This is a genomic window from Pseudomonas sp. FP198 (assembly GCF_030687895.1).
In the GTDB taxonomy this organism is placed as follows: domain Bacteria; phylum Pseudomonadota; class Gammaproteobacteria; order Pseudomonadales; family Pseudomonadaceae; genus Aquipseudomonas.
Map to the genome: position 1 here is coordinate 1,841,024 of NZ_CP117452.1, position 20,808 is coordinate 1,861,831.

15 protein-coding genes are annotated in these 20,808 nt (G+C 60.9%); 7 read left to right on the forward strand and 8 right to left on the reverse strand.

What is annotated here, in order from left to right:
• Positions 1 to 301 precede the first annotated feature (301 nt).
• The gene (locus PSH78_RS08645) at positions 302 to 1,975 is read left to right on the forward strand and encodes a DEAD/DEAH box helicase (protein ID WP_305499776.1); all 1,674 of its coding nucleotides are present in this window, start codon (positions 302 to 304) and stop codon (positions 1,973 to 1,975) included.
• Positions 1,976 to 2,176: 201 nt separating this feature from the next.
• Here PSH78_RS08645 and PSH78_RS08650 read toward each other — a convergent pair whose 3' ends face one another.
• Complete coding sequence (locus tag PSH78_RS08650; protein ID WP_305499778.1) at positions 2,177 to 2,944, reverse strand: class III extradiol ring-cleavage dioxygenase; 768 nt, start codon at positions 2,942 to 2,944, stop codon at positions 2,177 to 2,179.
• A 105-nt stretch (positions 2,945 to 3,049) separates the two neighbouring features.
• Here PSH78_RS08650 and PSH78_RS08655 point away from each other — a divergent pair, with 105 nt between their 5' ends.
• Entirely contained in the window at positions 3,050 to 3,703 is a 654-nt protein-coding gene (locus PSH78_RS08655) for a thiopurine S-methyltransferase (protein ID WP_305499780.1), read from the forward strand.
• Positions 3,704 to 3,896: 193 nt separating this feature from the next.
• On the opposite strand, the gene htpX is transcribed toward PSH78_RS08655, so the two are convergent.
• Both htpX and PSH78_RS08665 read right to left on the reverse strand, forming a co-directional pair.
• Positions 3,897 to 4,784: a protease HtpX gene (htpX, locus tag PSH78_RS08660; protein WP_186705346.1), complete on the reverse strand. Its 888-nt coding sequence runs from the start codon at positions 4,782 to 4,784 to the stop codon at positions 3,897 to 3,899.
• Positions 4,785 to 5,082: 298 nt separating this feature from the next.
• Positions 5,083 to 6,294, reverse strand: a complete 1,212-nt coding sequence (locus tag PSH78_RS08665; protein WP_018603142.1) for a pyridoxal phosphate-dependent aminotransferase — start codon at positions 6,292 to 6,294, stop codon at positions 5,083 to 5,085.
• A gap of 220 nt (positions 6,295 to 6,514) precedes the next feature.
• Here PSH78_RS08665 and msrB point away from each other — a divergent pair, with 220 nt between their 5' ends.
• The 3 genes from msrB (at position 6,515) to PSH78_RS08680 (ending at position 7,990) form a co-directional block, all read left to right on the forward strand.
• A complete protein-coding gene (msrB, locus tag PSH78_RS08670) occupies positions 6,515 to 6,910 on the forward strand; it encodes a peptide-methionine (R)-S-oxide reductase MsrB (protein ID WP_305499781.1) in 396 nt (131 codons plus the stop codon).
• A gap of 136 nt (positions 6,911 to 7,046) precedes the next feature.
• Entirely contained in the window at positions 7,047 to 7,532 is a 486-nt protein-coding gene (locus PSH78_RS08675) for a glutathione peroxidase (protein WP_305499783.1), read from the forward strand.
• Positions 7,529 to 7,990: a MarR family winged helix-turn-helix transcriptional regulator gene (locus PSH78_RS08680; RefSeq protein ID WP_305499784.1), complete on the forward strand. Its 462-nt coding sequence runs from the start codon at positions 7,529 to 7,531 to the stop codon at positions 7,988 to 7,990. Before PSH78_RS08675 ends, PSH78_RS08680 begins: the two co-directional genes overlap by 4 nt.
• On the opposite strand, the gene PSH78_RS08685 is transcribed toward PSH78_RS08680, so the two are convergent.
• Positions 7,974 to 10,295, reverse strand: coding sequence for a response regulator (locus PSH78_RS08685; protein WP_305499786.1), 2,322 nt, complete (start codon positions 10,293 to 10,295; stop codon positions 7,974 to 7,976). The two genes, PSH78_RS08680 and PSH78_RS08685, sit on opposite strands and share 17 nt — an antisense overlap.
• A 163-nt stretch (positions 10,296 to 10,458) precedes the next feature.
• Here PSH78_RS08685 and PSH78_RS08690 point away from each other — a divergent pair, with 163 nt between their 5' ends.
• Entirely contained in the window at positions 10,459 to 11,349 is an 891-nt protein-coding gene (locus tag PSH78_RS08690; protein ID WP_305499788.1) for an ATP-binding protein, read from the forward strand.
• Positions 11,346 to 11,828, forward strand: a complete 483-nt coding sequence (locus PSH78_RS08695) for a GAF domain-containing protein (protein ID WP_305499790.1) — start codon at positions 11,346 to 11,348, stop codon at positions 11,826 to 11,828. Before PSH78_RS08690 ends, PSH78_RS08695 begins: the two co-directional genes overlap by 4 nt.
• Here PSH78_RS08695 and PSH78_RS08700 read toward each other — a convergent pair whose 3' ends face one another.
• The 4 genes from PSH78_RS08700 to PSH78_RS08715 form a co-directional block, all read right to left on the reverse strand.
• Positions 11,829 to 14,777, reverse strand: a complete 2,949-nt coding sequence (locus PSH78_RS08700; protein WP_305499792.1) for an HD domain-containing phosphohydrolase — start codon at positions 14,775 to 14,777, stop codon at positions 11,829 to 11,831.
• Between the two features lie 76 nt (positions 14,778 to 14,853).
• Complete coding sequence (locus tag PSH78_RS08705; protein ID WP_370871117.1) at positions 14,854 to 18,411, reverse strand: transporter substrate-binding domain-containing protein; 3,558 nt, start codon at positions 18,409 to 18,411, stop codon at positions 14,854 to 14,856.
• Positions 18,412 to 18,485: 74 nt separating this feature from the next.
• Positions 18,486 to 19,112, reverse strand: a complete 627-nt coding sequence (locus PSH78_RS08710) for a response regulator transcription factor (RefSeq protein ID WP_305499795.1) — start codon at positions 19,110 to 19,112, stop codon at positions 18,486 to 18,488.
• A 327-nt stretch (positions 19,113 to 19,439) separates the two neighbouring features.
• Positions 19,440 to 20,768, reverse strand: a complete 1,329-nt coding sequence (locus tag PSH78_RS08715; protein ID WP_305499797.1) for a deoxyguanosinetriphosphate triphosphohydrolase — start codon at positions 20,766 to 20,768, stop codon at positions 19,440 to 19,442.
• Between the last annotated feature and the right edge of the window lie 40 nt (positions 20,769 to 20,808).

A 20,808-nucleotide genomic window follows, 5' to 3' on the forward strand; every position in this document is an offset into this window, starting at 1 on the left:
CCCTCAACGCTTGCTGCACAGAGCCCCGCCACACCCTTCGTCGATAAAAAAATCTCCCTTTTTCAACGAATTCCGGTATAGTGCGCGCCGGCCTTTAGCCGGGCCGCGTCAAGGTAGCGCAATTTTCCGAAGTCAGCTTCGGTTGCATGTCCGCACAACGGATGCTTCCACGACGTTCTTTTTCATTCATTCGTTTTCGCAAATCCCCGCCGACAAAGCAGCCAGGGCGACTCTTGAGTCTCAACACGGCATGCGCAGCTTTGGAGCATGGGTCTTTGCGGATGCACTTAGAGGCAGACCCATGACCCAGGAAACCGGCGGCTTCGCCGCTTTTAATCTCAACCCGAACATTCTTGCTGCCGTCATTGCGACTGGCTACGAAGAACCTTCGGCTATTCAGCAGCAATCGATCCCGATCATCATGGCCGGCCACGACATGATTGGCCAGGCGCAAACCGGTACGGGTAAAACCGCTGCGTTCGCCCTACCGATCCTGCATCGCATCGATCCTGCCAAGCGCGAGCCGCAAGCCCTGATCCTGGCGCCAACCCGTGAGTTGGCGCTGCAAGTAGCAACCGCTTTCGAAACCTACTCCAAGCAAATGCCTGGCGTTACCGTTGTGGCCGTTTACGGCGGCGCCCCGATGGGCCCACAACTGAAAGCAATCCGTAATGGCGCGCAGATCGTTGTCGCCACTCCGGGCCGTCTCTGCGACCACCTGCGTCGTGACGAAAAAGTCCTCGCTACCGTGAACCACCTGGTTCTCGACGAAGCCGACGAAATGCTCAAGCTGGGTTTCATGGATGACCTGGAAGTCATCTTCAAGGCCCTGCCAGCGACTCGCCAGACTGTATTGTTCTCGGCCACCCTGCCGCAATCGATCCGTGCCATTGCCGAGCGCCACCTGCGCGATCCGCAACACGTGAAGATCCAGACCAAGACCCAGACTGTTACCGCGATCGAGCAGGCTCACCTGCTGGTTCACGCTGACCAGAAGACTTCTGCCGTTCTCAGCTTGCTGGAAGTGGAAGACTTCGACGCCCTGATCATGTTCGTGCGCACCAAGCAAGCGACCCTGGACCTGGCCAGCGCCCTGGAAGCCAAAGGCTACAAAGCCGCTGCGCTGAACGGTGACATTGCCCAGAACCAGCGCGAGCGCGTGATCGATTCCCTCAAGGACGGCCGTCTGGACATCGTTGTGGCGACCGACGTTGCCGCCCGTGGTCTGGACGTTCCGCGCATCACCCACGTGTTCAACGTGGACATGCCGTACGATCCGGAATCCTACGTCCACCGTATCGGCCGTACCGGCCGTGCCGGTCGCGAAGGTCGCGCGCTGCTGTTGGTGACTCCGCGTGAGCGCCGCATGCTGCAAGTGATCGAGCGTGTGACCGGTCAGAAGGTCGCGGAAGTTCGCCTGCCGGACGCCCAGGCCGTTCTCGATGCCCGCATCAAGAAACTGACCAACAGCCTGTCGCCGCTGGTAGCTGACGCCGAATCGACCCACGGTGATCTGCTTGATCGCCTGACCGCCGACATCGGTTGCACCCCGCGTGCCCTGGCCGCTGCCCTGCTGCGCAAGGCTACCAACGGTCAGGCGCTGACCCTGGCGGCGATCGAGAAGGAGCGTCCATTGGTGCCGAACAGCGCACCGCGTGGTGATCGTCCCGAGCGTACCGGTGATCGTCCGGACCGTGGTGATCGCGAGCGTCGCGCACCGATCCCGCTGGGCGAAGGCCGTGCCCGCTGCCGTACCGCGCTGGGTGCTCGTGACGGCATTGCCGCCAAGAACCTGCTGGGCGCGATCCTCAACGAAGGCGGCCTGGCCCGCGAAGCGATCGGTCGCATCCAGGTGCGTGACAGCTTCAGCCTGGTGGAACTGCCGGAAGAAGGCCTGGAGAAGTTGCTGACCAAGCTCAAGGACACTCGCGTGGCTGGCAAGCAGCTCAAGCTGCGTCGTTACCGCGAGGATTGATCGGCCCGCAGGCTGATTGATCGAGCATGAAAAAATCCCCGACTGGTTCGGGGATTTTTTTTGGCTGTCATCTGGTGTTCCTGTCGGGGGAGCGGTGTTGAAGCCAATCGCGAGCAAGCTCGCTCCCACATTGGATTTTCGGCCTCACAAATCCCCTGTGGGAGCGAGCTTGCTCGCGATTGGAGCGACTCGGTCTGCCGGTCAATCAAACCGATAAATGTCCATGCCCAACGTTCCCATCGTGAACCCTTCATGGGCAACGCTGAATTTCCCACCCGCCCCCCGGGCAAAATACAGCGGCAGCAGGTGCTCGTCGCTGGGATGGCTGCGCACCGCATGGGGGGCCTGGCGGCGGTAATCATGCAAGGCGAACTCGTCGTTGGCCGCCAGTTGCGCCACTATCCAATCGCGGAATGCCTTGGCCCAGGGCTCGATGCTGTCAGGGCCGGCGTTCCAGTCCAGATCCCCCAGGTTATGCGTGATACTGCCGGAACCGATCAGCAGGAGGTCCTGTTCGCGCAGTCCTGCCAGCGCCCGGCCGACCTGCGTCTGCAGTGTCGGGCCGCGCTGGCTGGGCAGGGAAACCTGTACCACGGGAATGTCGGCTTCGGGGTACATCAACGACAGCGGCACCCAGACGCCATGGTCCGATGGCCGCCCTGTCTCCAGGCGTGCCGGCAATTGCGCGGCATTGAGCAGTTCGGCGACCTGCGTTGCCAGGTGGGGATCGCCTGGCGCCGGATATTGGACTTGATACAACGCTTTCGGGAAGCCACCGAAGTCATGCCATGTACGTGGTCGCGGGTTGGCGCTGACCAACAGTTCATTGCTCTCCCAATGGGCGGACACAATCACGATGGCCTTGGGCTTCGGCATTTGCGCGGCCAGGCGAGCCAAGGCCGGGCCGCTCTCGCCGGGTTCCAGGGCAAGCATCGGTGAACCATGGGAGATAAACAGGCTGGGCAGCATGGACGGGCTCCTGAGCGTTAAGATGTGTTCATCTTCGGTCAGGTCAACGATCGAAATCTAATATAAGTTTTAACCCGTTTTGATCGAATTTATGGAGCAATCCCCATGGATCCCGAGTTTTGGCACAAGCGCTGGTCAACCAATCAGATCGGCTTTCATCTGCCGGAAGTGAACCCTTACTTGCAGCGTTTCTGGCCCCAGTTGGGATTGCCTGAAGAAACTCGAGTATTGGTGCCCTTGTGCGGCAAGACGCTGGATCTGCTGTGGTTGGCGCAACAAGGTTTTTCCGTGCTCGGAGTGGAGCTATCGGAAAAGGCCGTCACTGATTTTTTCCAGGAGCATCAGCTTGAGCCAAACGTGAGTGAGGAGGGCGCCTTCAAGGTGTTTCGTTCTGGTGCCATCGAAATCCGCTGCGGTGATGTCTTTGCGTTGACGCCTTTGGACGTCGCGGATTGCGCGACGTTGTATGACCGCGCTGCACTGATCGCCCTGCCTGCACCGATGCGCGAGCGTTATGCGGCCCATCTGCAGAACATAATGCCGGACTGCGTCGGGTTGGTGATTACCCTGGACTACAACCAGGACGAGATGCCTGGGCCGCCGTTTTCGGTAGGACATGAGGAGGTGCAGCGGTTGCTGGGCAAGGCTTGGCAATTGCAAGTCCTGCAGGAGCAGGATGTGCTGGGCGAGAGTTGGAAGTTCTTGCAGGCGGGCGTGAAGCGGCTGGATGAGCGGGTGTATCTGGTGTCCAGTCGTTGATCTGTTGTGTTTGTATTGGCCCCATCGCGAGCAAGCTCGCTCCCACAGGAACTCGGATGGGCACGAACTTTTGTTCACAGCCGGTCAAATGTGGGAGCGAGCTTGCTCGCGATGGCGCCAGGCTATACGGCACATAACTTAGCAGGCAAAAGAAAGCCCGCATCGCTGCGGGCTTGCTTGTATCCGTTGGCGGTTAGCCGCGACGACGCAGCGCGTCGATTCGCTCTTCCAGCGGCGGGTGGCTCATGAACATGCGAGCCAGGCCCTGCTTGATGCCGCCGTTGATGCCGAAGGCATTCAAGGTATCGGGCATGTGCACCGGCAGGCCTTGTTCGGCACGCAAGCGCTGCAGGGCGCCAATCATGGCGCTGGTGCCGGCCAGGCGCGCACCGGCGTCATCGGCGCGGAACTCGCGTTTGCGCGAGAACCACATGACGATGGCGCTGGCGAGGATGCCCAGTACCAGCTCGGCGAAGATGGTCGCCACGTAGTAGGCAATACCCTGGCCTTCTTCGTTCTTGAAAATCACCTTGTCGACAAAGTTGCCGATGATTCGGGCGAAGAACATGACGAAGGTGTTCACCACACCCTGGATCAGCGCCAGAGTCACCATGTCGCCGTTGGCGACGTGGCCGATCTCGTGGGCCAGCACGGCTTTCACTTCATCTGGCGAAAACCGTTCCAGCAGGCCCTGGCTGACGGCGACCAGGGCGTCGTTCTTGTTCCAGCCGGTGGCGAAGGCGTTGGCTTCGTACGCCGGGAAGATCCCGACTTCCGGCATCTTGATCCCGGCTTCACGGGACAGCTGCTCGACGGTCTGCAGCAGCCATTGTTCGTGACGAGTGCGCGGCTGGCTGATGATCTGGGTGCCGGTGCTCATCTTCGCCATCCACTTGGAGATGAACAGCGAGAAGAGGGAACCGGCAAAACCGAACACCGCACAGAAGATCAGCAGCTGAGTGAGGTTGAGATCAACCCCATTGGCCGCCATGAACCCGTTGAAGCCGAAAAGGCTCAGGGTGATGCTGGCAATCAGCACGACCGCCAGGTTAGTGGCCAAGAACAGCAGGATGCGCATCATGGTGGTAGCAATCTCCTCATGCTAAAGATGTAGCGTTATGCGGGGTATATAAGGTGCTGCCGCAGGCTATTCAACTCGCCTTCTATTTCAAACTGTGTCCTACAGCGGTCCTCATTGTTTGAAAGACTTTTCTGAAAGTTGCGCCGGAAAAGAAATGTGGCCGCTGCGCCCCGTGAACGTTGCGTCTCGTCGTCCATCGGACAACGAGCCCACGCGCCAGAAACCTGCGGAGCCAGGAAAATGGATATGTTGCTGAATCAAACAGAGCGCGAGGCGAACGCCCCGCACTCCGTCCGGATCATTGACGGTAGGATTTGAGGAAATTGCCGATGCGGCCAATGGCCTGATCGAGGTCGTCAACCCGCGGCAGGGTCACGACGCGGAAATGGTCCGGCCATGGCCAGTTGAACGCCGTGCCCTGGACGACCAGCAATTTCTCCGACAGCAGCAGGTCGAGTACAAATTTCTCGTCGTTGTGGATCGGGCAGACCTTCGGGTCGATTCGCGGGAAGGCATACAGCGCACCCATCGGCTTGACGCAGCTGACGCCGGGGATGTCATTGAGCAGTTCCCAGGTGCGATTGCGCTGTTCCAGCAAACGGCCCTGGGGCAGGACCAGGTCGTTGATGCTCTGGTAGCCACCCAACGCTGTCTGGATCGCATGCTGGCTCGGCACGTTGGCGCACAGGCGCATGTTGGCCAGCATGTCGATGCCTTCGATGTAGCTCTGGGCGTGGTGCTTGGGGCCGGAGATGGCGATCCAGCCGGAGCGGAAGCCAGCGACACGATAGGACTTGGAGAGGCCGTTGAAGGTCAGGCACAGCAGGTCCGGTGCCAGGGAGGCGGTGCAGACGTGCACGGCGTCATCGTAGAGGATCTTGTCGTAGATCTCGTCGGAGAACACCACCAGGTTGTGCTGGCGGGCCAGTTCGAGCATGCCCAGCAGCACTTCGCGAGAATACACCGCGCCGGTCGGGTTGTTCGGGTTGATGATCACCAGGGCCTTGGTATTCGGGGTGATCTTGGCCTTGATGTCTGCCAGGTCAGGGAACCAGTTGGCCTGCTCGTCGCACAGGTAATGCACCGGGTTGCCACCGGACAGGCTGACGGCGGCGGTCCACAGCGGATAATCCGGCGCCGGCACCAGCACTTCGTCGCCGTTGTTGAGCAAGGCCTGCATCGACATCACGATCAGCTCGGACACGCCGTTGCCCAGGTAGATGTCCTCGATGCCGATGCCTTCGACCTGCTTCTGCTGGTAATACTGCATCACGGCCTTGCGTGCGCTGAACAGGCCCTTGGAGTCGCTGTAGCCTTGCGCGGTCGGCAGGTTGCGGATGACGTCCTGGAGAATTTCATCGGGGGCTTCGAAACCAAAGGGCGCCGGGTTGCCGATGTTCAGCTTGAGGATGCGATGGCCTTCCTCTTCCAGGCGTTTGGCGTGCTTGAGCACCGGGCCGCGAATGTCGTAGCAGACGTTGGCGAGCTTGTTCGATTTGCTGACCTGCATGGCGATGTGTTCCCGAAAATGAACGATCCAGGCGGCGTATGAACTACCGTACTGGGGATCCTGCGTCTGTGCCCGGGCCGGACGCGGTAGATGCGCCACAATCCATTTGAATGCGCATGACGTGACTGCCAGACTGGCGCCTGACGAGGCGCAATCATACGTGCCGCCCGATCTGCGGAAAAGCGTCGGATCGGGCTTTTTCAATTGCCGAGGTAGGACGATGGAAAAGTTGCAGAAAACCCTGGAAGAATGGCGTGAGATGCTCGATCCGGAGCAATACAACGTCTGTCGCCTCAAAGGCACCGAGCGACCGTTCTCCGGCAAGTACAACGCGACCAAGACCGATGGCATCTACCACTGCATCTGCTGCAACGAGCCGTTGTTCGATTCGACGACCAAGTTCGATTCCGGCTGCGGCTGGCCGAGTTTCTACGCGCCGATCGAAGGAAGCGCGGTGGTGGAGGTGCGGGATGTCAGCCATGGCATGATTCGCACCGAGGTGGTCTGCGCCCAATGCGACGCGCACCTGGGCCATGTCTTCCCCGACGGCCCACCGCCCACTGGCCTGCGTTACTGCATCAACTCGGTGTGCCTGGATCTCGTGCCCCGCGAGTAAACGTTGCGCAGCCCGCTGTGGCGCGGGAGCAAGCTCCCTTGCCACAGGGCCTTGATTCCGCATTAACGACAATTAAATTGCACGCAATTTAATTGCTCGCTATCTTCGGCATCCAACTACACCCTGGAGCCGTCCCATGACCGACAATCTGTTGAGCATTCCCTGCACCACCATCAAGGGCGAGCAGAAGACGCTTGCCGATTTCGCCGGCAAGGCCGTGCTGGTGGTCAACACCGCCAGCCAATGCGGCTTCACTCCGCAGTACAAGGGCCTTGAGGCATTGTGGCAGTCCTATAAGGACCAGGGCCTCGTGGTGCTGGGCTTTCCTTGCAACCAGTTCGGCAAGCAGGAACCAGGCAACGAAGGGACGATCTCCGAGTTTTGCGAGCTCAACTTCGGCGTGAGTTTTCCGCTGTTCAAGAAGATCGATGTCAACGGGGCCAATGCCCATCCGCTATTTGTCCAGCTCAAGCAGCGGGCGCCCGGTGTGCTGGGGTCCAAGGGCATCAAGTGGAATTTCACCAAGTTCCTGATCGGCAAGGACGGCCAGGTGGTCAAGCGTTTCGCCCCGACCACCAAGCCCGAGGATCTCACTGGCGAGATCGAAGCCCTGCTCAAATGAGCGACTTGTCAGTCGATTCGCTGAAGCTCGACAGTCAGTTGTGCTTCAAGCTGTACGCCGCATCACGGGCGGTGATTCGTGGCTACAAGCCGATGCTCGATCAGCTTGGCCTGACCTATCCGCAGTACCTGGCGATGCTGGTGCTGTGGGAATGGCAGGACAACACCCCGGAGCAGCCCACGGTGAAGGCGCTTGGAGAACGTTTGCTGCTGGATTCCGGCACGCTGACGCCGTTGCTCAAGCGCCTGGAGCAGTTGAGCCTGGTCCGCCGCCAACGCTCGGTCCAGGATGAGCGAGAGGTGCATCTGAGCCTGTCGGATGCGGGCCGCGCCTTGCGCGAGCAGGTCGGCCCGCTCAAGGCGCGCCTGCTGTGCGACAGCGGGATCGATCTGGATCGCGTGGGTGAGCTGCGCGATAACCTGGATCACCTGCTCAAGCAGATCAAAGGGCTGACGTAGTCGGCACCCACTGGTCCAGCAACGCCGCCAGTTCCTCGCGACGGAACGGCTTGGACAGGTAATCGCTCATGCCAGCGGCCCGGCAGCGTTCGCGCTCCTCGGGCATCGCGTTGGCCGTCAGCGCGACGATCGGCAGGTCCGGCCAGCGGCCGCTGCGGCGAATCTGCCGGCTGGCTTCGTAACCATCCATGACCGGCATGTTGCAGTCCATCAGGACCAGGTCGAAGGTTTGTTGTTCGAGCTGATCCAGGGCTTCGGCGCCATGGGCCGCGACCACCACTTCACAGCCCAGCTTCACCAGCATGCCCTTGGCCACCAGTTGGTTGACCGGGTTGTCCTCCACCAGCAGCACCCGGCCGCGCCGCGAGGGCGCCAGTGCTTCGATCTGCGCGTCGTTGATGGTCGTCGCCTCGCTTTGCAGGGCCCGGCGCAGGATCTGGTAAAGCGCGTGGCGCGCCAGCGGTCGGGCCTGCTGCAGCAAAGGCGCGAGGGCGGCGGCTTCTTCGCTGGGCATGAAACTGCCATAGGCGGTGACGAGCAGGATCGGGGCGTCGAAGGTCGGGCGCAAATTGAACAGGCATTCCGGGCAATCGGTGATCAGGATGTCCGGCTTGAGCCCCAGCAACCCGTCGTCCACGGTGCGCTGTATATAGTCCAGTCCCCAGACCGGCAGCAACATGCCCAGCAATTCGGCCAGCCCGCTGTTGGCGGTGGTGATGGCGACCACGTTGCCCCGCAAGGTCTCGACGGGCGGGGCCGGGCTGTGGGCGGGCAGCGGCAGGTCGGCGCAGAACTGGCTGCCGAAGCCCGCCTCGGAACTGATCGTCAACCGGCCCTGCATCGCCTCGCAGAGGTTGTAGGTCAGTGCCAGGCCCAGCCCGGTGCCACCGAACTGGCGGGTAATGCCCGCGCCGGCCTGGGTGAACGGCTGGAGAATCCGCGCCTGGTCCTCCTGGGGAATGCCGATGCCGGTGTCCCAGACCTCGACCCGCACGCCGCCTTCGTAGTGACTCAAGCGCACATCGACCCGACCGAAACGGGTGAACTTCAATGCGTTGGAAAGCAGGTTGCTGACGATCTGGCGAACGCGGGTCGGGTCGCCCAGTACCTGGGCCGGGAACTGCGGGTCGATCAGGCACGCCAGTTCGACGCTTGGCGCCGCGTTCTGCGACAGCAGGTTGGCGGTGTCTTCGACCAGCGCGCCAAGGTCGAACGGGATACGTTCGAGTTCCAGTTGGCCAGCGTCGAATTTGGACAGGTCGAGAATGTCGTTGAGCAGTTCGACCAAGACCTTGCCGGAGTCATGGGCTATCGACAGTTGTTGCTGTTGTTCGGCCGTCAACGGGCCATCCAGGGACAGGGCGATCATCCCGAGCAAGCCATTGAGGGGGGTGCGGATCTCATGGCTCATGTTGGCCAGGAACGCGGAGCGCGCGTCAGCCATGTCGAGGGCGGTGCGCCGGGCAATATCCAGCTCTTCGTTGGACTGGCTGAGCCGGGCATTGATGGCCTTGAGCTCGGCCGTGCGCGCCGAAACGATATTCTCCAGTTGCGCCAGGTAATCGGTCAGGCGATTTTCAGCCGCGCGCCGTTGCTGGATTTCAGTGGAGACATTCTCGAACTGCTGGTTGGCGACCGATACCAGCACGCCGATTTCGTCGTGTTGGTGGCCGGAAGGGCATTCCAGCGGGCGCTGTTCGCTGCTGCCCGGGTCGCGGCTGCTGAGTTCGCGGATGACCCGCACCAAGGGTTTGGTCAGCATGACGTAGAACAGCGCCAGCAGCAGGCCGGTCAGGATCAGGCTACGGGCGAAACCGTTGAGCAGCGTCACCTCGGCACGGCGCAGGAAACGGCTGCCGAACGCATAAGTGTCGACATCCAGTCGCAGCACGCCGAGGGACTCGCCCGGCAGATGATTCAGGTAAAGCCGGTCTTCGAACTGCCGTTGGGCGCCAAAAAGCGAGTCGCTGATAAACCGGTAACTGCTTTGCAGCTCGGGTCGCTTGACGCTGGCCAGCACCGTATTGTTGTTATCGATCAGTTCGGCGCCGACGATGGCCGGCGAGCGCAACAGCCCCAGGGCCAGTTCCTGGGCAAGCTCGGCATCGATGTTATAGGCGATGCGCGAGGCCGGGTTGTGGCTGATTTCCAGCAACGAGAGGATTTCACGGTTGATCGACGCGTCTTCGCTGGCATAATCGATGCCGATCTGTACCAGGCTTAGCAAGGTGCCCAGCACGAAACCCACCATGACGGTCAGTCGAGCCTGTTTGTACGACAGCCGTTGGGTGAATCTGATGTCCATGGGATGGTGAACCACTTACGTTTCCCTTCGCCGGTCAAGCATAGCTGATCATTTCCGAATACCGGTGCGGCCGGTTTGCCTTGTCTGAAACAGACCCGCCACTGGCCTCGTCGTTTCGTCGCTGTAGCGTCATCATTACCGTGAACTTGTCCGAGGAAAAGACGTGGACGCCCGATTGAATGCTTTTCTTGAGCGCGCCGATGCGGTGCTTGCCCGTATCGAGCCCTTGTTGCCCGCCCCGCGGCCCGACATCGACTGGAGCCAGACCCTGGCCGCGCGCTGGCAACGTGACGGGCGCAGCGGTTTCCTGCTGCCATTGACGGTCAGCCTCGACATGCGCCTGTCGGACCTGATCGGTGTCGACCGTCAGGTTGAACAACTGGGCCGCAACACCCGCCAGTTCATCGATGGCATGCCGGCCAACCACGCTTTGCTCTGGGGCTCGCGCGGCACCGGCAAGTCGTCGCTGGTACGTGCCTTGCTGGCCGAACATGCCGGGCAGGGCCTGCGCTTGATCGAGATCGAGCGTGACCACTTGGCCGATCTGCCCCGGGTAGTCGAGCAGGTGGCAAAACTGCCCCAGCGTTTCGTGCTGTTCTGCGATGACCTGTCGTTCGAGTCCGGCGAAGGCGACTACCGCGTGCTCAAGAGTGTGCTCGACGGTTCCCTGGAGCAGGCGCCGGACAATGTGCTGCTGTACGCCACCTCGAACCGCCGTCACCTGGTACCGGAAAAGGAAAGCGACAACGAGAACTGGAAACGGGTCGACGGCGAGCTGCACCCCAGCGAGGCGGTGGAAGACAAGATCGCCTTGTCCGACCGCTTCGGCTTGTGGCTGTCGTTCTATCCGTTTACCCAGGAGCACTTCCTCGATGTGGTAGAGCATTGGATCGGCGAACTGGCGGCCAAGGCCGGGCTCGACTGGCAGCGTGACGAAGCACTGGATGTGCAGGCGGTGCGCTGGGCAACCGGACGTGGCAACCGCAACGGACGTTGCGCCTATCAATTTGCCCGTTATTGGGTGGGCCTCAAACTCCTGGAGCACAAGGCATGATCGATTTGACCCAGACCGGTGAAGGCCTCGAAGGCTACGGCCTGTTGTCGGCACAGCTGCAATCGTTGCTGGCGGATGAACGCGACTTCATCGCCAATGCCGCGCAGTTCTCGGCGTTCCTGTTCAGTCAGTTGGAGGATCTGAACTGGGCCGGTTTCTACCTCAACCGTAACGAGGAACTGGTGCTGGGGCCGTTCCAGGGCCAGATTGCCTGTGTGCGCATTCCCTTCGGTCGTGGTGTCTGCGGCACGGCGGCGGCGACTCGCCAGACCCAGCGTGTCGAAGATGTCCACGCGTTTCCCGGGCACATTGCCTGCGACAGCGCCTCGAACAGCGAACTGGTGGTGCCGCTGGTCAAGGAGGGACGACTGATCGGCGTGCTGGACCTGGACAGTCCGAAACCGGCGCGCTTCACCGAGCACGACCAGGCCGGCATCGAGCAACTGGCGGCAATCTTCCTGCGGCTGACCGATTGCTGATCACGCCTTCAGCCCGGCCTTGACCAGCAGGCTGCCCGGGTCGATCTCATCGATCTGGCTCGGGTCCAGGAACTCCTCGGCATAACGCAAGTAGATCCGCTCGTCGACAAACAGCTGGAACAGCTCGGGATCGATATGGGCGTCGCGGCACATGGTGGCCATGATGCCGAGGGCTTCGCTCAGCTTCTTGGCTTTTTTATACGGACGATCCGCTGCGGTCAGCGCTTCGAAGATATCGGCAATCGCCATCATTCGAGCCGGCAGGCTCATCTGCTCGCGCTTGAGTCGCTTCGGATAACCACTGCCATCCATTTTCTCGTGGTGGCCGCCAGCGATTTCCGCAACGTTTTCCAGGTGGCTGGGGAAGGGCAGCTGGCTGAGCATCAGGATCGTCTGCACCATGTGGTGGTTGATCACATAACGTTCTTCGCGGGTCAGTGTGCCGCGCGTGATGCTGAGGTTGTAGAGTTCGCCGCGGTTGTATTTCCAGCGCGGTACATCGAGCTGGAAGCCCCATGGGTTGTCTGCCGGGATCAGCTCGGCTGCATGCCGCTCGAGCAAATGCTCGGGTTTGTCCGCCAGCAGCGATTCAGTCACCGGAAGCGTCGGCGAAGGTGTGCGCGCCTGGCGTCGGCTTTCCTCCCAGGAAACTCCCAGGCGATCATCCAGCGTGCGCGTCCACGTGCGCTGGGCGATGCGTTGCAAACGCTGCAAATCACTCTCGGCCATGGCTTCGGAGCCCAGGTTGCAGCGTGCGACAAAGGCAAAGTCATCATCGAGGGCGGCCAGCGTCGCGTCGCGCTGGCGGGCCAGGGCTGACGACTCGCCACCGGTTGCCAGGGCCTGCCAGTAATCGATCCAGGCGTCGCGCTTGAGTACCTCGAAGCGGGTACGGATTTCATGGATCCGGTCGTTCAGGGTTTCCAGCTTGGTGGCCTTGTCCACTACATATTCGGGTGTGGTGACTTTGCCGCAGTCATGCAGCCAGGCAGCGATGTGCAGCGCTTCCCATTCATCGTCCGTTGGCCGGTAGGCATCGAACGCCGGTGCCCGGCTGGCGGCGGCGGCCTGGGCGAGCATCAGCGTCAGGGCTGGCACCCGCTGGCAATGGCCTCCGGTGTAAGGGCTCTTGGCGTCGATCGCCCCGGCGAGCAGTTGGATGAACGAGTCCAGCAGATGCTTTTGCCTGGCTTGCAGGCGCTGGCTTTCGATGCTCACCGTCGCGGTGCCGGAAACGGCCTGGAGAAAGGCGATGCGATCCGGCTGGAGTTTCTCCAGGTCGGCTTCGGCGCCGCTGTCTGTGATCAACAGCAACAAGATCCCAACGGTTTCCTGATGGCGGTTGCGCAGGCGGATGCCGATCAGGTGCACGCGCGGGGCATCCAGTTCCAGCAGGACGCTGCGCAAATCGGCAGCCTGCTCGAAGCCCAGCGAGGACACCAGGGTCTCCGCGCTGGCCAGTTCCTGTAACCACGGCGGGCTGTCCGCGCCATTCAGTGCGTAGCCTCGCAGGGCGAAGGCTTGCAGGTCCCGAGGCGTCCCATCGATGACCAGCCCGTAGGGCTTGACTTGCTCCTCGTCGTGTTCGCGCAGATAGATCAGGCCGGCCTGGGCCTGGCCGATTTTCACCGTCTCGAACAACACCCGCTCCAATAGCGGGGCAAAGCGGGTTTCAGCGCGCAGGCTGGCCGTGATCTCGAAAAAACTCGCCAGGGTTTCTTTCATGCGGGCCATCGAAACACCCAGTTGATCGACCTCCAGCACCGGAGAACGGCGGGACACCGGGTAGTTGAAATCGAAGCTGCGAATGGCGTCGGCTTCCTTGACCAGTGCGCGCAAGGGCTTGACCAGGATTCGCGAGGTCAGCCAGCCGAGGGGCAGGCACAGCAGCAACGTGGCGAGGGTGATCAGCGCGCCTTGCCAGCGCAGGCGATAGGCATCGGCGAGCAGTTCGTCCTCCGGCACCAGCAAGGCCAACTCCAGACCCTGCGGCCCGCCCTCCTGCATGTGGCTGCGGGAAACGATCCATTGGCGTCCGGCCGCTTCCAGGCGTGGCGTGTCAGTGTGGTCATCGAGCGCAGCGGCGATGGCCGGGGCAAGGTCACGCGCCTTGATCAGGCGGGACGACTGAATGTCGGCGATCAACCGGGGACTGTCCGGATAGCCCACCGCGTTGCCTTGGGGATCGATCAGGACAATTTCGGTGTCGGCGCTCACCTTGTGCTTGGCCAATGTCTGGGACAGGGCGGCCAGGGTCAGGTCAGCGCCGATGACGGCCTGCGCGCCGCTGCGCCGCGCAAGGGTGGTGCCGATGTTCCGGGTGGAAAAGAACACGTAGGGTTCGGTGGTGATCTGTTCATGGCTGTTCAAGGCGCTACGGAACCAGCCCCGGCTGCGCGGATCGTAGGTTTCGTCAGGATGTTGCAGGCGGCTGAGAAGGTTCAGGTCCCGGTCATAGAACAGCGATTGCGAGCGAACCAGGCTTTCGCTGCCGGCACGCTCCACGGTCCAGACCTGATACAGCGCGCCGACCGGTGCCTTCATCGCGGCTCTCAAGGCATCGGTGCGCAACGGCCGGACCATGAAGAACTCGCCCTTGCTGTCGCCCAGGTACAGCGACGCCAGGTTCGGGTTGTCTCGCAGCGCCTGGCTGAAGGGCACGAGCAGGTCCAGCCGTTGCGCCATCCCAGGCGCACGCGTCGCCGGGTAATCGGCCAGCAGGCCCAGCAGATGACGGATCGGTTCGTAGGTGTCGTACAGGTCCAGGCGTACGTCCTGTTCAATTCGATTGAACAGCTTTTCGCTGCTGGACAGGATGATCTGGGTGGTTTGCCGGTAGTTGAAGACACCCAGCACGACGCCGGTCAGCAGCAGGAGCAGGGTAAACATCACGCTGATATGGACGTGCAGGGGAAACCGGCGTTTTTCCGGACGCGGTGCGCTGGGCATATCCGTCACTCCAAGTGTTCGGGGGAGGTCGCCCCCTGATACGCACTGCTGAGCCAACAGCATAGTAAACACTGGATTATCCTGCCTTGGCGATCTCCGTTTCCAGCGCCTGTTCCAGTTCGGTCATCGCCCGGTGGAGCGCTTTCGCGCAGGCGTCGATTTGTCCGGGTGCCTGTTCCTGATGACAGGCCATTTCCAGAGCCTCGCACAATTCGATCAGCCCATTTGCCTGCACGATACGGGCGACACCTTTTATCTTGTGCGCCGTTTCGGCGAGCGCCTGGGAAGGGCCGGTACGGGCGGCTTGGAGCAGCTCCTGGCGGTCGGAACGGTTGCTGCTGAGCAGTTCCGCCAGCAGCCGCCGGACGGAGATCGGGTCGCCGCCGGTGAGCATGTGCAGGCTCTGGACATTGAACACGGCTGGGCGGCTCGCGGGTTTGATCGTGTTCATCCATTGGCTCAGGGTGCTCAGGTTGATCGGCTTGAACAGGCAATCGTCCATTCCGGCCTCCTTGCAGCGCTGCTTCTCCTCGGGTTGCGCATTGGCGGTGAACCCGAGGATGGTGCAGCGCGGCAGTTGATGTTCGGCCTCGTACCGGCGGATGGCCCTGGCAAGCTCGTAACCGCTCATGACGGGCATGTTGCAGTCGGCGATGACCAGGTCGAAAACACCCGCATGCCAAGCCTTGAGTCCTTGCGCGCCATCGTTGGCGAGGGAGTGGCGATGACCGAGGTATTCCAGTTGCTGCGTCATCAGCAAACGATTGGCCGGGTGATCATCCACGACCAGGACGCTCAATCGGGCCGTGGCCGTTTCGACCGCAGGCTCCGCCGGGACGCCGATCGTCGTCTCGGGCAGGATGCTCGGCTCCAGGGTAAGCCGGACCTGGGTACCGACGCCCGGCTGGCTGTCCAGGGACAACTCACCGCCCATCATCTGGCACAACTGGCGGCTGATCACCAGGCCCAGCCCCGCGCCTTTGCGGGCCATCCGGCTGCTGTTGTCGGCCTGGGCAAACGGTTCGAACAGGCGCTGCATGTCCACCGGACTGATGCCAATGCCGCTGTCGCTGACTTCTATCTGCATCCGCAGCGTATTTTCGTGAGCGGTTCGGGAAAGCCTGGCGCGGACCTTCACCTCGCCCTGTTCGGTAAATTTCAAGGCATTGCTGATCAGGTTCGAGATCACCTGCTTGAATCTCGACGGGTCTATCAGGACGTCGTGTTTGTCGTCGGCGGGCTCTACTTGCAGCGACAACAGCAGATTCTTTTGCCGGGCCAGTCCTTCGAATACCCGGACCACCGAGCGCAGCAAGGCGCTGACATTCACTCGTTCGGGGGCCAGGGTCAGGTGGCCTGATTCGATGCGGGCAATGTCCAGGATATCGCCGATCAGCTCCAGCATGCCTGAGGCCGATTCGTACGCGACCGCTATGGTCGAACGGTCGACCTGTCCCTTGTCGGCATGCTTGAGGGCCAGTTCCAGCATGCCGATCACTGCGTTCATAGGCGTACGGATTTCATGGCTCATGGTCGCCAGGAAGGTGCTTTTCGCGCGATTGGCGGCGTCGGCCTGTTCCTTGGCGGCATGCAGTTCCTCGACAAGCTGGCGCCGTTCACTGATGTCGATCCAGCCACCGATGATGCCTTGCACGTGTCCCGCGGCGTTACGGTAGGGGAGGATCCAGTGATAGATCGTCAGCTTCCGAGCGCCAATGTGCAATGGCCGGTCGGTGATCAAGGCGATGCCTTCGGCCATGACACGCTGGTAGTCCGCCCGATATTCCTGCGCTTCGAAAACATTGCTCATGGATACCGGCGCGATGTCCTTGCCGATGACTTCTTCACGTGTGGTGTCGAACGTCTGGAGGTAACTGTCGTTACAGCTTTGCAGAAGCCCATGGCGGTCCCTCACGTAGATCGGATGGGGGGTGCCGTTGAGCAGGGCATGCATGAATTCAAGCTGGTCATTGAGCGCCACTTCCGCCTTCTGGCGTTGCCTGATCTGCCGCTGCATGTACGCATTCCACGCCAGGGACAGCAGCAATAACAGGCCGGCGCCTGCAACAAACTGCAGGAACACCCGGTGATAGGTGCGCCAGGTAAGTTCCGCGGCAGAGATATGGCCCTGCCAGCGGTTGTTGATGACGCCGAGCTCGGCGGGTTCGATGCTGGTCAAGGCCTTGTCCAGGATCGAGCTCAACTCTGGCGCGTTTGTTGCGCTGGCCAGCGAGAACAGGGCCTGCCGTGTGCCTACGGTGCTGCTGATCTGCAATGTGTCGCGCAGCGTGTGGGAAGACAGGAAGTAATTGGCCATGACCAGCGAGCTGACGCTGCCGTCGGCCTCGCCCTGGGCAAGCATTTCGACGGCGCGCAGGGAGTCGACGGTTTCAACCAGTCGGATATGCGGATATTCACTGCGCAGCCAATCGATGATGGGATTGCCCGCGGCGATTGCCAGGCGCATGCCGGGGAGCTGGTCGAGGGTCGCGGGCGTGTCGGATTGCTTGCGGGTCAGCAGGACAAAGGCGCTGTCGAGGTAGGGACGGCTGAACTTCAAGGACTGTTGCCGTTCGCTGCTGGGCAGGAGCGCGGCAATCATGTCGGCCTCGCCGTTCACCACCGCGGAGAGCATTTCGCCGTCAGTCTGGCGCCGCTGGATCTGCAGGCGCAGGCCGGTACGCAGCCTGATCAGTTCCAGCAGATCAGCGCTGATACCGCGAAAATCACCGTCCGGATCGAAGAACGTAAACGGCGCGAAGTTTTCGTTCACCGCCACGCGAACGACGGGATGCTTCGTCAGCCAACGTTGTTCGCGGTCAGTCAGTTGTATCCGCTGATCCGTGAGGTACAGGTCGCTGCCGGCACTCCAGCGTTTGGATATCGCCGTCTGCTCCGCTATGGGGAGCTGGCTCAGCGTGGTGTTTATGATCTCCAGCAGCCGGGCATTGTCCCGGCGCACCGCGAAGCTGAAACCGTAGGTTTCGTGTTTGCCGAAGCTGGCCATGCGGACGTTGCTCAGGTAACCCTTGCTGATCAGATAATGGGTGGAAACGGTGTCGCCGAGAAATACGTCGGCCTGGCCGAAGGCGACGGCGTTGATGGCGTTCTGGTAGGACGAATACGTGGTGATCTGCGCCTTGGGATAGAGCTTTTTGATTTCATCCAGGGGCAGGTAGTGATAGGCCATGCTCAGCCGCAGCCCTTCGAGATCTTCGGTCAGGGATGGGCTGTCGCTCGTCCGGGTAACAAGGACGGGCTGGTCTACTGCATAGGGTTTCGACAGGGCGATGCCCGGATTGCTGGCCTCAAAACCGTTGGCGCTGCCGAGCAAGTCGATTTGCCCGCTTTCGAGCGCGGCAATCGCTTCGCCACGGGAGCTGAAGCGCAATACCTTCATGGGCAAACCGGTCGCCTGGGCGACGACACCCGCGTAATCGGCAGTCATGCCTTCATAATCGCGGCCACTGGTGGAAAGGTCGAAGGGCGGATAATCCGGCGCGGATGTACCCAGGACCAGCTCCTGACGACCTTGCAGCCAGGCGCGATGGGGAGCGTCGAGTCTGATCTGCATGGGATCCGCCGTCGCCCGACTCAGCAGCGTATAACGCTCGGGCAACTGCGGGGCGGCCATGAGAGTCGCGACATAGAGTCCCGCGCACGACAGCAGAAGAAATTCGCGTAGACATCTGTACATGCTGTTATTTCTCAAACCAGTGCGTTGCGCTTGGCCATCTCGATCAGATCTACCAGGGACTTGACCTTGAGTTTCTGCATCAAGCGTTTTTTATAGGTGCTGACGGTTTTATTGCTGAGAAACATGCCCTTGGCGATGTCTTTATTGGTACGGCCCTGCGCGAAAAGTTGCAGCACCATCAATTCGCGATCGTTGACGCTTTTGAAAAGATCCAGCTCGATACTGCGCGGATCATCATGACGCAGGGGCGTCAAAGCCTGGCTCGGGAAATAGTTATAGCCGGACAGTACGGCCTTTATTGCGCTGATCAGTTCACTGAGGTCTTCCTGTTTACACACATAGCCGGAGGCACCGGACTGCATGCAGCGGATGCCAAACAGCGTCGGTGATTGCGCCGTCAGCACCAGCGTCTTGATCGGGGCGGTCATTGCGTTGAAGCGTGAAAGAATTTCCAACCCATCAAGCTTGGGAATGCTGATGTCCAGAATGACCAGGTCCGGCATACATTCACGGACCATTTGCATCGCGTCGACGCCGTTGTCGGTTTCTCCTACAACTTTATAACCTTCATGCTCCAGCAGCATTCGAACGGCGAGGCGGATGACCGGATGATCGTCGACAATGAAAACGGAGTTCATGAATAAATCCCCTGCGAACTGAATAAAGCGCGCACCTTAGCCCAGTTAAGTCAGGGTCGTACGAGGAGACGGGGCTACATTTCCAGTTTCGGAAGTTTCCTACAAGAAAAGAGGCAAGGTACTACGAAGTATTTAGGTTGTTGGTAGGCGAATGGAGTGGGACGAGCAGGACTTATATTCTATTCAAGACAGGGTGTTTAACTTTTAATCAGGCACGCGTAGTCCGTCAGTAGCTTGTTTCGCTCATTTCGTAGAGATACCGAGTTTGAGAAAAGTTTGTTTGTCTGTTGTTTGTTGAGTGAGCCGCCGATAACGGCGGCGCTGAACTCATTGACGCGTGCGACCGGTCATTTCCTGTGCCATTTCGCTGGCATAGCTGTCGGTCATGCCGGCGATGAAATCGATCATTCGCAGGAACGCGCTGTGCAAGGGGCCGTCAGGATCTGGCGCGTTGTTACCCAGCAGATCGAGGATGCGCCGATTCTTGAACGAAGGTGTACGGCCGCCATGCTGTTCCAGGGCGGCGCCACAGAACCCGTTGAGCAGAATTTCCAGCGTGGTGTAGGCACCGATTTCGTGCAGAGTCTTGCGCTTGTCCTGGAATATCTTCTTTCGGGCCATGTCCTTGGCATTCAAAACGCAGCGTTTGGCCGGGCCATGCATGTGTTCCACCAGGTCTCCCTGCAGCGTGCCTGCCAGCAATGCCTCCTGCTGCTCGACGAACGCCCGGGCGGCGGCGTTTGTCAGGTGTTCGATGGCCTTGCCGCGCAGGATCGCCAGTTTGCGCCGCCGAGAATCCAGCGGGCCAAGCTGACGATACGTCTCCGGCAGGTCATCGCCGACCAGATCCAGCAGCAGCGATTCCACCTGCGGATATTCCAGCAGCTCCATCTCCACGCCGTCTTCCAGGTCGATGAGCGCGTAGCAGATATCGTCGGCGGCCTCCATCAGGTACACCAGCGGATGCCTTGCCCAGCGCTGGTCCTCGATTTGCGGCAGGCCGAGCTTGTGGGCAATCTGCTCGAGCAATGGCAGCTCGCTCTGATAGCAGCCGAACTTGTGCTTCTTGTAGCCCAGGGAGTCGGCGTGGCGGGCAGTCCAGGGATATTTCAGGTAAGTGCCAAGTGTCGCGTAGGTCAGCCGGGTGCCGCCGTCGAACTGATGGTATTCGAGCTGCGTGAGGACCCGGAATCCTTGGGCATTACCCTCGAAATTGAGAAAGTCATTGCGCTCGGCCTCGCTCATGGCATCCAGCCAGCCACGTCCGGCCGCCTGTTGAAACCAGTAGCGGATGGCGTCTTCACCGGAGTGGCCGAACGGCGGGTTGCCGATGTCGTGGGCCAGGCAGGCCGATTGCACCACCATGCCCAGGTCACTGGGTTCACACCAGTCTGGCAGGGCGCCGCGGATGGTTTCTCCCACGCGCATGCCCAGGGAGCGCCCGACGCAACTGACTTCCAGCGAATGGGTCAGGCGCGTGTGGATATGATCGTTGCTAGAGACCGGATGCACCTGGGTCTTACGCCCGAGGCGACGGAATGCACCGGAAAAGATGATGCGGTCGTGGTCTTTATGGAAAGGGCTGCGGCCCAGTTCTTCCGGACTGTGCAGGGGTTTTCCCAGGCGTTCGCGCGTCAGCAGGGTGTGCCAATCCAAGGCCAGTTGCTCCGTTTGGTAGTCGATGCCCTAGCTTCCC